A 13,699-nucleotide genomic window follows, 5' to 3' on the forward strand; every position below is an offset into this window, starting at 1 on the left:
ATAAGGTTCCCTTTAATTTTGAAAGGTTGGCTGGTCAATTCTCTCCAATTGTTTCACTGGTTCCCAAGCGGCATTAATAGTATGCTGCTGTGATGCAAAATTTTCCGCCAATATATCGACCAAAAGTGATCGCGCATGCTGAAATCGGGTAACGCGACGGAAGCGGTCCGCAGCCCTCGCCTGTTGTTCTGGCTGGCGGGTGGCGTGCTGGCGCTGGCCGTTGGCGCGGCCCTGTATGGCTCCGCGGCCAAGACGGTCGACGATGATGCACGCCAGCGTTTCGAGAACCTGGCGCGCAGCACGCAGTACGGTATTTCGGCCCGCATCAAATCGTATTCCGATCTGACGCGCGGGCTGGTGGCGCTGTTCCAGACCAGCGACGATTTGACACGCCTGCAGTTTCACCAGTACGTGGCCAGCCTCGAGATTCCGCGTCACTTCCCGGCGATCGAGGCGGTGACCTGGGCGCCGCTGGTCAGCGACGAACAGCGTGACGCCTTCATCGCCCGCGTGCGCGCGGACCGCAGCATGTCGCCGCAGGGTTATCCGACGTTCGATATCAAGCCGCCCGGCCGCCGCCCGCATTACGCCGTGCTGACCTATCTGGAGCCGGCGCTGATGTTGAGCGAGAAAATGGGCGTCGATGTGACGGCCAATCCGGCGATCGAAAAAATGGTGGCGGCGTCGCGCGACAGCGGCCAGGTGATCGCATCGGGCCAGCCTATCGTGGTCCAGCATCCGACCCCGCACATCGGCCTGGGCATCCGCTTGCCGGTCTACCGCCGCAACATGCCGGTGGCCGACGTGGCGGGCCGGCGCGCCGCCTATCTGGGATCGGTAGGCATCGGCTTCAGCGTGCCGAAGCTGGTGCAGGGCGCGATCGACGAGATGACCGTGCGCCAGGTACGCCTGATGTTGTACGCCGACGGCAGCAAGGACGTCGAGCAGCGCCGCCTGGTGATCGAGAATAGCGACCATCTGCTGTTCAACGATAACGGCACGGTGCAGGACTCGCCGATCCCGGCGGCGAAGGGCCAGTTCTACGAATCGGTGCTGCCGATCGATTTCAACGGCAGCTTGTGGAAGGCGCAGTTCCAGGTCAGGAAGACCGATTTGCTGACCGGCTTCGACGTGTATTTTCCGTGGATCGCCGGCCTGACCGGCTTCGCCGGCACCATGCTGTTGTACAGCTACTTCTTCGTGCTGTACACCTCGCGCCGGCGCGCGCTCAAGCAGGGCGTGCTGCTCGACACGGTGCTCAACAACGTCGACGCCCACGTCTACATGAAGGACCAGAAGCGCCGCTACATCTACGTCAACGCCAAGATGGCCGATTCGATGGGGCTACCGGTCGAACAGATCGTCGGCAAGCTCGATCGCGAGCTGATGCCGACCTCCGTGGCCGACGCGGCGTGGGCGCAGGAGCGGCCTGTATTCGCCGACAACGTCAAGCGCTCCGGCGAGACCCGCTACGTGGGCCGCGACGGCGTGGTGCAGCACCTGTGGACCGTCAAGGTGCCGGTGGAGATCGACCGCGCCGTCACGGCCGTCATCGGGCTGTCGACCGACGTCACCGAGCTGCATAAGCTGAAGGAGGAAGCCGACATCGCCAACCAGGCCAAGAGCGACTTCCTGTCCAACATGAGCCACGAGATCCGCACGCCGATGAACAGCATCATCGGCATGGCCCACCTGGCGCTGAAGTCGGTCACGCATCCCAAGCAGCGCGATTACCTGCAGAAGATCTACCATTCGGGCCAGCACCTGCTGGGCATCATCAACGACATCCTGGACTTCTCCAAGATCGAAGCGGGCAAGATGGACCTGGAGGTGCTGGACTTTTCGCTCGATGCGCTGCTGTCCAACATGTCCAGCCAGCTGGGCGAGAGCGCGGCCGCCAAGGGGCTGGAGCTGGTGTACGAGATCTGGCCGGGACTGTCGCAGCAGCTGCGCGGCGACCCGCTGCGGCTGGAGCAGGTGCTGCTCAACTTCACCAGCAACGCCATCAAGTTCTCCGAGAACGGCAAGGTGTATGTGCGCGCGCGGCCATTGGAGGAGCGCGACGGCCATATCCTGGTGCGCTTCGAAGTCGAGGACCACGGCATCGGCATGTCGCCCGAGCAGCTGGAGCAGCTGTTCCAGTCGTTCCACCAGGCCGACACGTCGACCACGCGCCGCTACGGCGGCACCGGTTTGGGGCTGGTCATCAGCAAGCAGCTGGCGGAGTTGATGGGCGGTGGCGTGGGTGTCGAGAGCCGGCCTGGCGCCGGCAGCACCTTCTGGTTCACGGCGCGGCTGGCCAAGGGCGTCAGCCTGCTGCAGGCCAGTGACGAATCGGTGCAGCCGGATGTGCTGGACAGCATACGCGGCGCCTCCATCCTGCTGGTCGAGGACAATATCTTCAGCCAGCAGGTGGGCCAGGAACTGCTGGAGGACGCCGGCGCCACCGTCTGCGTGGCCAACAACGGCAAGGAGGCGATCGACCTGCTGCTCAAGGAGCGCTTCGATTGCGTGCTGATGGACGTGCAGATGCCGGTCATGGACGGCTACGAAACCACGCGCCTGATCCGCGCCCATCCCAAGTTGTCGGCCACGCTGATCATCGCGATGACCGCCAATGCCGGCCGCGACGACCAGGAACGCTGCCTGGGCGCGGGCATGGACGAATTTGTCACCAAGCCGATCGCGCCCAAGCTGCTGTTCAACATGCTGTCCAAGTGGATGAGCCAGCGGGCGCGCGCGGCCAGTTTCGCGCGGCCGCTGGCACCGCCACCGCCGTCGTACTTCACCGTGGCCGATGGCGGAGCCGCCTCTTTGCAGCCGCCGGCGCTGGAGATGGAGCCTGGAGCGACGCCGATCGCCGCGCGAGCCGACGTAACACCGTCCGCGCCTGAGCCGGAAGAGGCGGAGCTGCTCGACGTGGCCGCGCTGGCCCTGACCTTCGGCGGCAAGGCCGACAAAATGCGCAAGTATGCCTTGCTGTTCCTGGAATCGGCCCGCGAGGGCATGCTGGAGGTCGACGCCGCGCTGGCGCAGGAAGACCTGGCGCATCTGTCCGAACTGGGGCACCGCATCAAATCCTCGGCCCGCGCGGTCGGTGCGATGCGCTTCGGGAACCTGTGCCTGGCGCTGGAAAAGGTGCGGCACGACGCCGATTGCGCCAACGCGCGCCAGCTGGTGCAGCAGCTGCACGCCATGCTGGCGGTGCTGGACGAGCGCATGGAGCAGGAACTACTGGCCTACGATCCCGGCTAGAGCGATAATACGGGCTTCATTCCCACGAAGAGCCCTATGCGTTCGAGCATCACCCCCGGCCTGCTGATTTTGCACGGTAATCAAATGGAGCAGCTGCGCGCGGCGGTGTTCCAATGGCTGCGCAATCATCCGCTGGACGCGCTCGAATCGGACATCTTCCTGGTGCAGTCGAACGGCGTGGCCGAGTGGCTGAAGATCGCGCTGGCCGAGGAAATGCGGGTCTGCGCGGCCACGCGCGTGGCGCTGCCGGCGCGCTTCCTATGGGAGACCTATCGCGGCATGCTGGGGCGCGAGCGCGTGCCGGTGCGCTCGGCCTTCGACAAGGGGCCGCTGACCTGGCGCCTGATGCGCTTGTTGCCCACCTTGCTGGCCGATCCCGTGTTCACGCCATTGCGTCACTTCCTGGCCGATGGAGAGGCCGAACGCCGGTTGCAGCTGGCCGAACGGCTGGCCGACTTGTTCGATCAATACCAGGTTTATCGCGCCGACTGGCTGGACGACTGGGCGCACGGCCGCGACCAGTTGCGCAACGCGCGCAACGAAGCGCAGCCGCTGCCGGAGGACCAGCGCTGGCAGGGCCAGTTGTGGCGCGCCGTGATCGACGACGTCGAGCCGCACGAGCGGGAGCTGGGTCGCGCCACCGTCCACACCGAATTCGTGCGCGCCAGCGCGGCGGGCGAGGAACCGCTGGGCCGCCTGCCGCGCCGCATCGTGATCTTCGGTGTCTCCGCGCTGCCGTATCAAAGCCTGCAGGCGCTGGCATCACTGGCGCGCTACACGCAGGTGGTGCTGGCGGTGCCCAATCCCTGCCAGTTCTACTGGGGCGACATCATCGAAGGGCGCGACCTGCTGCGCTCCGCGCATCGCCGCCAGCAGCTGCGCAATGGCCAGGACCTGGGCGCGATTCCGTTGGAGGAGCTGCACGCGCACAGCCATCCGCTGCTGGCCAGCTGGGGGCGGCAGGGCCGCGACTTTATCCGCATGCTGGACGAATTCGACGAAGCTTCGGCCGCCGCCGCGGCAGAAAACGACGACGTTGCGCCGCTGCGCATCGATCTGTTCAGCGAGGGCGATGACGGCACGCTGCTGTCGCAGGTGCAGGCGGCGATCCGCGACCTTCTACCCTTGTCGGAACACCCGCAAACGCCGCCACCGGACGACGACCGCTCCATCGAATTCCATGTCACCCACAGCGTACAGCGCGAAGTCGAGGTGCTGCACGACCAGCTGCTGGCCATGTTCGCCGACGGCACCGGGCTGCGTCCGCGCGACGTGGTGGTGATGGTCCCGGACATCGACACCTTCACCGCCGCCATCCACGCGGTGTTCGCGCAGCACCGCCGCAGCGATCCGCGCTACATCCCGTTCGAGATCGGCGACGTCAACGACCGCAGCGTCAATCCGCTGCTGGTGGCGCTGGAGTGGCTGCTGCGATTGCCGCAGCAGCGCTGCCGCCAGAGCGAGGTGCGCGACCTGCTGGACGTGCCGGCGCTGGCCGCGCGCTTCGGCCTGGGCGACGACGACCTGCCGACGCTGGGCGTGTGGATCGAGGGCGCCGGCGTGCGCTGGGGCCTCGATACCGAACACCGCGCCGGCCTTGGCCTGGGCGCGGCGGGCGAACAGAATTCCTGGCTGTTCGGTGTGCGGCGCATGCTGCTTGGTTACGCCAGCGGCGAAAACGCGGCCTTCGCCGGCATCGAGGCTTATGGCGAAGTGGGCGGACTGGATGCGGCGCTGGCCGGATCGCTGGCGCAGCTGGTCGAAGCGCTGCTGCACTGGCGCGAAGTGCTCGCGCAAGCGCATACACCGGCCGAATGGGGCGTGCAGGCGCGCGCGCTGCTGGCAGCCTTCTTCAAAACCGGCGAGGAGGGCGACCGCCTGACCCTGGCGCAGCTGGACGATGCGCTCAACAACTGGCTGGAAACCTGCGAGGGCGCGCAATACGACGAAGCCGTGCCGCTGGCCGTGCTGCGCGAGGCGTGGCTGGGCCTTCTGGACGAGCCGACGCTGAATCACCAATTCGTCTCCGGCGGCGTGACCTTCTGCACGCTGATGCCGATGCGCGCGGTACCGTTCCGCGTGGTCTGCCTGCTGGGCATGAACGACGGCGACTTCCCGCGCCGCGCGCCGAAGGCCGACTTCGACCTGCTGGCGCAGCCGGGCATGGCGCGTCCGGGCGACCGTTCGCGCCGCGACGACGACCGCTACCTGATGCTGGAAGCGCTGCTGGCCGCGCGCGACAAGCTGTATATCAGCTGGGTCGGACGCAATGTGCGCGACAACAGCGAACAGCCGCCGTCGGTGCTGGTGTCGCAGCTGCGCGATTACCTGGTCAACGGGTGGGCGCTGGACCCCCACGCGCGCACCACGGAACACGCGCTGCAGCCGTTCAGCCGCCGCTACTTCGAGGACGGTGGCCTGCTGACCTATGCGCGCGAATGGCGCGAGGCGCACGGCGAGGAGGCCGGCGATGGCGTCGCCGCCGAACTGCCGCCGTTCGACATCGACGACAAATTCCGCCTCAAGCTCGTAAGCCTGAACAATTTCATGCGCCAGCCGGTGCGCTTCTTCTTCCGCCAGCGCCTGGGCGTGATGTTCGGCGACGCGGCGCTGGTGGGCGAGGACGAGGAGCCGTTCTCGCTCAACGCCCTGGAACGCTATCTACTCGAAGACACGATGCTGGACGACGGCGCCGAAGCCGAGGAACTGCACCAGGTCTACGACAAGATGACCGAGCGCGCGGAACGCCTTGCGCGGGAAGGCGTGCTGCCCATAGGCCTGATCGGCCAGCAGTACCAGCATCAGCTGGTGCAGGCGCTGGTGCCGGTGCGCTGCGCGTGGCTGACGCTGCGCGAGCGCTATCCTCTTACTGCATCCAAGGTGCCGTTGAGCCTTCACCTTGCCGGCGTGCAGATGGACGACTGGATCGACCAGCTGCGCAGCGACGGCAACGAGACCGTGTGGCTGGCGCAGATGTCGTCCAAGGTCACGGACAAGCAGGGCAAGCCGCGCGGCGACAAGTTGATCGCCATGTGGCTGCGGCAGCTGGCGGTGTCGGCGGCCGGCATGCCCGTCGCCGGCTTCCTGGTGGCGCGCGACGCCATCGTCACCATGAAACCGCTGGCGCAGGCCGATGCGCTGGAAGCCTTGCGGGAGCTGGTCTGCCTGTGGCGCGACGGCATGAACCGCCCGTTGCCGACCGCCTGCAAGACCGCACTGGCACTGGCGCAGGGCGGCGACGCGCGCGCCGTGTACGACGGCGGCTTCGAAATCTCCGGCGAGAACGAGGACCTGTGCCTTGCGCGCCTGTGGCCGGACTTCGCGGCCCTCAGCGCCGAACCGGATTTTGCCGACGTCTCGCAGGCGCTTTACGGCCCGCTGGCGGACTGGCTGGAACAACACATCACGATAGACGCCATCGACGGCGAGGATTCAGCATGAGCAGCAACACCGCCAACTCACTTGACCCGCTGAGCTTCCCGCTGCACGGCTCGCGCCTGATCGAGGCCAGCGCCGGCACGGGCAAGACGTGGACCATCGCCGCGCTGTACGTGCGGCTGGTGCTGGGCCACGGCGGCGGCGATGCTTATCGCCGCCCCTTGCTGCCGGCCGATATCCTGGTCATGACCTTCACCCGCGCCGCCACGCGCGAGCTGTCGAACCGCGTGCGCGAGCGGCTGGTGGAGGCGGCGGCCTACTTCCGCGGCTATTCGGCCATGGGCCTGGGCGTGGGCAGCGGCGTGGAGCGCGACGATTATCTGGACGCCATCCTTGAATCTTATCCGAGCCACAGCGAACAGCAGCAGGCCGCGCACCGCCTGATGCTGGCGGCGGAGACGATGGACGAAGCGGCGATCTTCACCATCGACGCCTGGTGCCAGCGCATGCTGCGCGAGCACGCCTTCGACAGCGGCAGCCTGTTCGACGAGGAGCTGGTCAGCGACGAGCAGGCCCTGTTCGAGGACGCCGCGCATGACTACTGGCGCCAGCAGGTTTATCCGCTGAACGCGGTCTCGCTGGATGCGTTGCTGTCATGCTGGGGCGACGTGGGCGCGTTGAAGCGCTCCATACGGGAGCTGGTCAAACGCGCCGACATCATCGGCGACGGCGCGCAAATCGAATCGCTGGGTGAGCTGATCGCCGCCGTCCAGCGCGAACAGCAGGCACAGTTGGCAAACCTGAAGGCCGGCTGGGTGGAGCGCGCCAACCGCATGGAACAATGGATCGCCACGGAACGTGTGCTCTCGCCGAAGTGCTTCAACGGGAACAAGATGCGCGCCGAGTCGCTGGTCAGCTGGTTCAACGGCCTTCGCGCATGGGCCGACGATGCCGCCATGGTCATGCCCGGCATCTCGGACACCGCCTGGAAGCGCCTGACGCCGCATGGCCTGGAGGACGCCTACTCGAAAGGCTACACGGCCACGATCCCCGAGGACTTCGAGGCCACCGAACCGCTGAAGAAGGCGCTGGACGAGATCGAGCCGCTGTCGCATGCGCTGTACCGCCACGCCGCCGGCGCGGTCGCCAAGCGCATGGACGAATTGAAGAAGCGCAGCCGCCAGTTCGGCTTCGCCGACATGCTGGACCGCCTGAACGCCGCGCTGCAAGGCGAGAACGCCGCCGCGCTGCGCAAGCGCATCACCGACCAGTACCCGGTGGCGATGGTCGACGAATTCCAGGACACGGCGCCCAACCAGTACCAGATCTTCAACCTGCTGTACCGCGTGGCGGACAACGATCCCGAAACGGGCCTGTTCCTGATCGGCGATCCCAAACAGTCGATCTACGGCTTCCGTGGCGCCGACATCCACAGCTACCTGTCCGCACGCAAGGCCACCGCCGGCCGCCACTACCAGCTGGGCACCAACTATCGCTCGACCAAGCCGGTGGTGGACGCGGTCAACCACCTGTTTATGTACGCCGAGGGCCAGCCGGCGGAAGGCGGCTTCGGACGCGGCGCCTTCCGTTTCCGCGATCCCGGCACGCGCGAGAATCCGCTGCCGTTCGAAGCGGTCGGCGCCAAGGGGCGCAATGAGCGCATGGTCAACTCCGACGGCGACGTGCCGGCGCTGGTCATCGCCTGCAGCGCCGCGCAGGACCTGAAGGCGGACAGCTACCGCGAATTCTTCGCCTGGCACTGCGCCGAGCATATCGTCGCGCAGCTCAACGACGAACGCGCGGGCTTCGACGGTCCGAAGGGCTTTGTGCGCCTGCAGCCGGCCGACATCGCCGTGCTGGTACGTGACCGCAAGGAGGCCGCCGCCATACGCCGCGCGCTGCAACGGCGCCAGGTCGCCAGCGTCTATTTGTCGGACAAGGATTCCGTCACCGACAGCGAGGAAGCGGCCGATGTGCTGCGCTGGTTGTCGGCGGTCGCCAGCCCGCTGGACGGCGCGCTCGCGCGGGCCGCCTTCGCCACCCGCACCGCCGGCTTGCCGCTGGCGGAATTGGCGCAGCTGTCGTCCGATGAACTGGCGTGGGAGGCGCGCGTCGAGCAGCTCAAGGCGCTGCACATTGTGTGGCAGCGGCAGGGCGTGTTGGCGATGCTGCGCCGCTTCATCCACGAATTGAAACTGCCGGCGGCCTTGCTGCAGCAGCCGGGCGGCGAACGGCGCCTGACCAACCTGCTGCACCTGGCCGAGCTGCTGCAATCGGCCAGCCGCCAGCTGGATGGCGAGCAGGCGCTGATACGCTGGCTCGCCGAGCAGATCGAAGGCGGTGAGGGCGCCGGTGACGAGCGCGTGCTGCGGCTGGAAAGCGATGCGGAGCTGGTCAAGGTCGTCACGGTCCACAAATCGAAAGGCCTGGAGTACCCGCTGGTGTACCTGCCGTTCGCCGTCACGGCGCGCAAGGTGGAGCGGCGCAACCGCAGCTTCTTCGAATTCAGCGACGACGATGGCGTGCGCCAGATCGACATGGCGCTGACCGACACCGCGATGGAACTGGTCGAACGCGCGCGCCTGCAGGAGGACTTGCGCCTGCTGTACGTGGCGCTCACGCGTGCGCGCCACTTCCTGTGGCTGGGCGTGACGGCGCTGGCCGCCCGCAAGGCCGGCGACAACACGCTGCACGAATCGGCGCTGGGCTATCTGTTGACCGGCGGCGAAGCGCTGCCGTCGGAACTGATGATGGAGCGTTGGGGCCACGCTTGCAAGGGTTGCGATGGCATCAGCATCGAGACGCTGGAGATGGCGATGCAGCAGTTCACGCGACTGAGCCGCGTGGAAGAACGCCCGCCGTTGCTGGAGCCGCAGCTTTACGCCGGCCGTTTCGAACGTGACTGGTCGGTTGGCAGTTTCAGTTCGCTGGCGCGCCGCACCGGGCCGACCGGCACGATCGGCGGGGCCGCGCCGGCCTTGCCCGTGCCGCGCGACGGTCTGCAGGAGAACCTGCTGGAGGGCGCGGACCAGCCATCGATCGCGCTGCCCGGCCGCGTGGAAGACGCGCCGTGGCACCGCTTCCCGCGCGGTTCGGTGCCAGGTAACTTCCTGCACGAGCAGCTGGAGTGGATGGGGCAGGAGGGCTTTGCCATTGTCGATCACGAGCACTTCGAATCGCGCCTGACGCGGCGGGTGGAGCGCGCCGGCTGGGGCAACCGCCTGGAGGACACGCTGGCGTGGCTGCGCGAAATCGCCCGCACCACCTTGCCGCATCTGGAGGCGCCGCTGAGCGCCATCGGGTCGCCGCTGCCGGAGATGGAGTTCTGGTTCCCCAGCGAGCGCCTGAGCACCGGCGCGCTGGATGGCCTGTGCGCCACCCATCTGCTGGGCGGCGTGGCGCGGCCTGCGCTGCCGGAGCGTCAGCTGCACGGCATGCTGAAAGGTTTCGCCGACCTGGTGTTCGAGCACGAAGGCCGCTTCTGGGTGCTGGACTACAAATCGAACGCGCTGGGCGGGAGCGACGGCGCCTATCACCAGACGGCGCTGGTGGCCGCGATGGCCGAGCACCGCTACGACATCCAGGGCGCGATCTACATGCTGGCGCTGCACCGGCTGCTGCAGAGCAGACTGGGCGACGAATACGATCCGGCCGAACACCTGGGCGGCGCGATTTTTCTTTTCCTGCGCGGCATTGCGAATCCGCAAACGCGCGGTTGTTACCTGATAGAACCGGATCCGGCCTTGTTGGCCGGGCTGGACCGGTTGCTGGACGAGTCCGGCGCAGCGCAAGCAGAGGCAACGCATGAGTATTGAAACGTCCACAGCCTTGTTTGAGCAAGTCGACGCGCTGACCGAAAATGGCCAGTTGCGGCGCCTGAGCGGGGCGTTTGCACGCTTTATCGCCTCGATTGGCGCCAGTTCGCCGCAATTGATGGCGGCTTGCGTGCTGTTGTCCGAACTTGAGGGGCGCGGCCACAGCTGCCTGATGCTGGACGAGTTGGCCGGTGATCCTTCCGGCCAGCTCGGCTGGACCAGCGACGAGTGGCGCGCGCTGCGCGATGCCGCCGGCGCCTGGCCCAAGAATGCCGCTGCCTGGCGGGGGTTGCTGGCAGGGTGCGACCAGGTCTGGCCGGTCGGCGACCTGGATTTCCAGCAGCCGCTGGTGCTGGACGGCGAACGCCTGTACCTGCGCCGTTATTGGCGCGATGAGACACTGGTCGCGGAGGCCGTGCGCGGCCGGGCCTTGAGTGGGGTGGTCCCTGTGGATGCCGAGGTCAGCACCGACGACGTCCGTCATTGGCTGGATATCCTGTTCCCGCACGCGCCGCGCGGCGGCGCCACGGATTGGCAAAAAATCGCCTGCGCGGTGGCCATGCGCGGCAAGCTGGGCATTATTACTGGCGGCCCCGGCACCGGAAAAACCTACACTGTGGCGCGATTGCTGGCCTTGCTGTTCGCGACAGCCGGCGCGCGCCAGTCCGGTTTGCGCGTGGCGTTGGCCGCGCCGACCGGCAAGGCGGCGGCCCGGCTCAAGCAATCGATCGATTCGGCGCTGGACGACCTGGCCGAGAAAGTCGGCGCCGCGTTGCCGTTGCGCGAACTGGCCGCCCGCATGGGCGCGGCCCGGACGCTGCACAGCCTGCTTGGCGCCCGGCCGGGCACGCGCGCGTTCCAGCACAACGCCGGCAATCTGCTGGAAGTCGATGTGTTGATTGTTGACGAGGCGTCAATGATCCACCTGGAGATGATGTCCGCCTTGCTGGCGGCCTTGCCGCCGGAGGCCACCTTAATCTTGTTAGGAGATAAAGATCAGCTGGCGTCGGTGGAGGCGGGCGCGGTCCTGGGCGACCTGTGCCACAACGCGGAAGCCGGCGGCTACGAGTCCGAAACCTTGTCTTATGTGCAAGCAAGCACCGGCCAGCAGATTCCTGAAAACTACGCCGGCGACGGCGGACCCATTGCTCAGCAGACAGTAATGTTGCGTGAAAGTCGGCGTTTCGGCGGCCCGATCGGCGCGCTGGCGCTGGCTGTGAACGCTGGAAATGCTGCTTCGGCGCTACAAGTATTGCGTGATGGAACTGATGGCAAGGTCGCCTGGGTCGATCCGGCGCAGTCTTCCGATCTGCTTCAGCTGGCTTTGGCGGGCCGCGCCGGGGCGCCCGGCGGCTACCAGGTTTACCTCAAAATGATCAGGTCCGGGGCGCCGGAAGGTGAGGAGGTCGTACATCTTGCATGGGTGAAATCCGTGCTGACGAGCTTTGAAACCTTCCGGATTTTGTGCGCGGTGCGCGACGGCGAATGGGGCGTTGCTGGATTGAATGATGTCATCGAACAAAGATTGCAATCGGCTGGATTGCTGCGCAGAAGCGGCGAATGGTATGTCGGGAGGCCGGTCATGGTCACCCGCAACGACTACGGCACCGGCGTTTTCAACGGCGATATCGGCCTGACTTTGCCCGATCCGGCGCGTCCCGGCGCGCTGCGCGTGTACTTCTCGGAAGGCGAAAATGTGCGCAGTGTTCTTGCTACGCGGCTAAGAAATGTCGAAACGGCGTTTGCCATGACGGTGCATAAATCACAAGGTTCCGAGTTCCAGCACACCGTGTTGGTATTGCCCAAAGACAGCGGTGGCATGCTGGCACGCGAGCTGATTTATACCGGCATCACGCGCGCCCGCGACTACTTTACGTTACTCACGCCGAACAGCCAAGTGCTGCTCGACGCCATCGCCCAGCGTACCCAGCGCGCCAGCGGCCTGCGCACGCTCCTCGGCAACTGATCCCTTTGCAAGATGCCTGCTGCGGGTATCGTCATAGCCAAACCATGCTAAAAATTGGCTTATAAACACCAGAAACTGGCTTGTGAGGGGCGAAAAAAAGCCGGACACATGGTCCGGCTCTGGTTTTGGCAGGCTGAAAGATCAGGCGGCGCGGCGGCGGCGACTGGCCGATTTGACTGCCTTTTTGTGACGATGAGCCGAAGCCTTCATGACTTTTGGTTCCCCATCCGGGCCTGCGATGAAGCGGCGAATATTGAAGGCATCCATCAATCGGGCCGAGTTGGCCTTGGCATTAAGCAGCACCAGGGTGGCGTTTTTGCCGGCCGACTTGAAGCGCATGATCAGGCAGCGGCCGGCCTCTTCGGTGTAGCCGGTCTTCGACAAACCGACGTCCCAACCCTTGGCGCCGACCAGGCGGTTGGTGTTGTGATATTCCACTTGACGACCCTTGATATTGATCACGTCCTTGGTGTCGGTCGTGATGCGGCGGATGTCCGGGTAGGCCGAGGCGGCGGTTGCCATTTTAACCAGATCGGTCGCGGTAGAGCGGTTGTTCGGCGACAGGCCGGTCGGTTCCTCGATCACGGTCTGGGTCAAACCCAGCGCCCGGATCTTGGCGCTGACCGCTTTCTTGAACGCTTCGGGACCGCCCGGATAGGTGCGTGCCAGCGATGCGGCGGCCCGGTTGTCTGATGACATCAGCGCCAATTGCAGCACGTCACGACGCGCCAGCTCGGCGCCGACCGGCACGCGCGAGGTGCTGTGCTTGATCATGTCCACGTCGGTTTTATCGATGCTGATGGGGGCATCCATGTCCGGCTTGGAATCGAGCACCACCATCGCGGTCATCAGCTTGGTCAGCGAGGCGATCGGTACTTGAACGTTGGAATTTTTTTCGAGCAGCACTTTGCCGGTACCGTCTTCGACGACCAGCACCGACTGCGAGCCGAGCGGCACTGCGAGCGCAGCCGCAGTAAACGAACTCAGCAATACAGCGACAATTTTCTTGAGCATGTTAGGTAACTTCTAGGGAGAGAGGAGTGTATCGGGCGTCAGAAGTTGACGCGGCGCAAAACTAGTCTAGCTATGCGGCAATATTTCCTGAGGATAGAAGATAACATTAAAGTGGTTTCTCGTCTATTGAATGTAACTCCACGATTCTATTTATTTTGTGCTGCGCCTACGTCTTAAGGTGCCTCTAAGCATTTGGGGTCAAGTCTGGCATTCGGACACGGCCTCTGCCGTAGCGCGCGCTACGGCAGAGGCCGTGTCCGAATGCCAGACT

The 13,699-nt window shown here is 65.6% G+C and carries 5 protein-coding genes; 4 read left to right on the plus strand and 1 reads right to left on the minus strand.

Annotated features, from left to right (window positions below; genetic code table 11):
- Positions 1–135 precede the first annotated feature (135 nt).
- Genes GTP90_RS27690 through recD form a run of 4 tightly spaced genes read left to right on the plus strand, consistent with a single transcriptional unit; the run spans position 136 to position 12,414 of the window.
- Positions 136–3,255 carry a CHASE domain-containing hybrid sensor histidine kinase/response regulator family protein gene (locus tag GTP90_RS27690; RefSeq protein WP_161086531.1) on the plus strand — a complete coding sequence of 1,040 codons (3,120 nt, stop codon included), beginning with the start codon at positions 136–138 and terminating at the stop codon, positions 3,253–3,255.
- Positions 3,256–3,291: 36 nt separating this feature from the next.
- Positions 3,292–6,696 carry an exodeoxyribonuclease V subunit gamma gene (recC, locus tag GTP90_RS27695; protein ID WP_161086532.1) on the plus strand — a complete coding sequence of 1,135 codons (3,405 nt, stop codon included), beginning with the start codon at positions 3,292–3,294 and terminating at the stop codon, positions 6,694–6,696.
- Complete coding sequence (gene recB, locus GTP90_RS27700; RefSeq protein WP_161086533.1) at positions 6,693–10,448, plus strand: exodeoxyribonuclease V subunit beta; 3,756 nt, start codon at positions 6,693–6,695, stop codon at positions 10,446–10,448. Before recC ends, recB begins: the two co-directional genes overlap by 4 nt.
- Positions 10,438–12,414, plus strand: a complete 1,977-nt coding sequence (gene recD / locus GTP90_RS27705; RefSeq protein ID WP_161086534.1) for an exodeoxyribonuclease V subunit alpha — start codon at positions 10,438–10,440, stop codon at positions 12,412–12,414. Before recB ends, recD begins: the two co-directional genes overlap by 11 nt.
- Positions 12,415–12,555: 141 nt before the next feature.
- Here recD and GTP90_RS27710 read toward each other — a convergent pair whose 3' ends face one another.
- Entirely contained in the window at positions 12,556–13,428 is an 873-nt protein-coding gene (locus GTP90_RS27710; protein ID WP_161086535.1) for a serine hydrolase, read from the minus strand.
- Positions 13,429–13,699 lie beyond the last annotated feature (271 nt).

Source organism: Duganella vulcania (genome assembly GCF_009857655.1).
Classification (GTDB): domain Bacteria; phylum Pseudomonadota; class Gammaproteobacteria; order Burkholderiales; family Burkholderiaceae_D; genus Rugamonas; species Rugamonas vulcania.

Excerpts from the sequence above, each read along its gene's own strand:
- GTP90_RS27690 (WP_161086531.1), top strand. The coding sequence starts at position 136 with ATGCTGAAATCGGGTAACGCGACGGAAGCGGTCCGCAGCCCTCGCCTG.
- recC (WP_161086532.1), top strand. The coding sequence starts at position 3,292 with ATGCGTTCGAGCATCACCCCCGGCCTGCTGATTTTGCACGGTAATCAA.
- recB (WP_161086533.1), top strand. The coding sequence starts at position 6,693 with ATGAGCAGCAACACCGCCAACTCACTTGACCCGCTGAGCTTCCCGCTG.
- recD (WP_161086534.1), top strand. The coding sequence starts at position 10,438 with ATGAGTATTGAAACGTCCACAGCCTTGTTTGAGCAAGTCGACGCGCTG.
- GTP90_RS27710 (WP_161086535.1), bottom strand. The coding sequence starts at position 13,428 with ATGCTCAAGAAAATTGTCGCTGTATTGCTGAGTTCGTTTACTGCGGCT.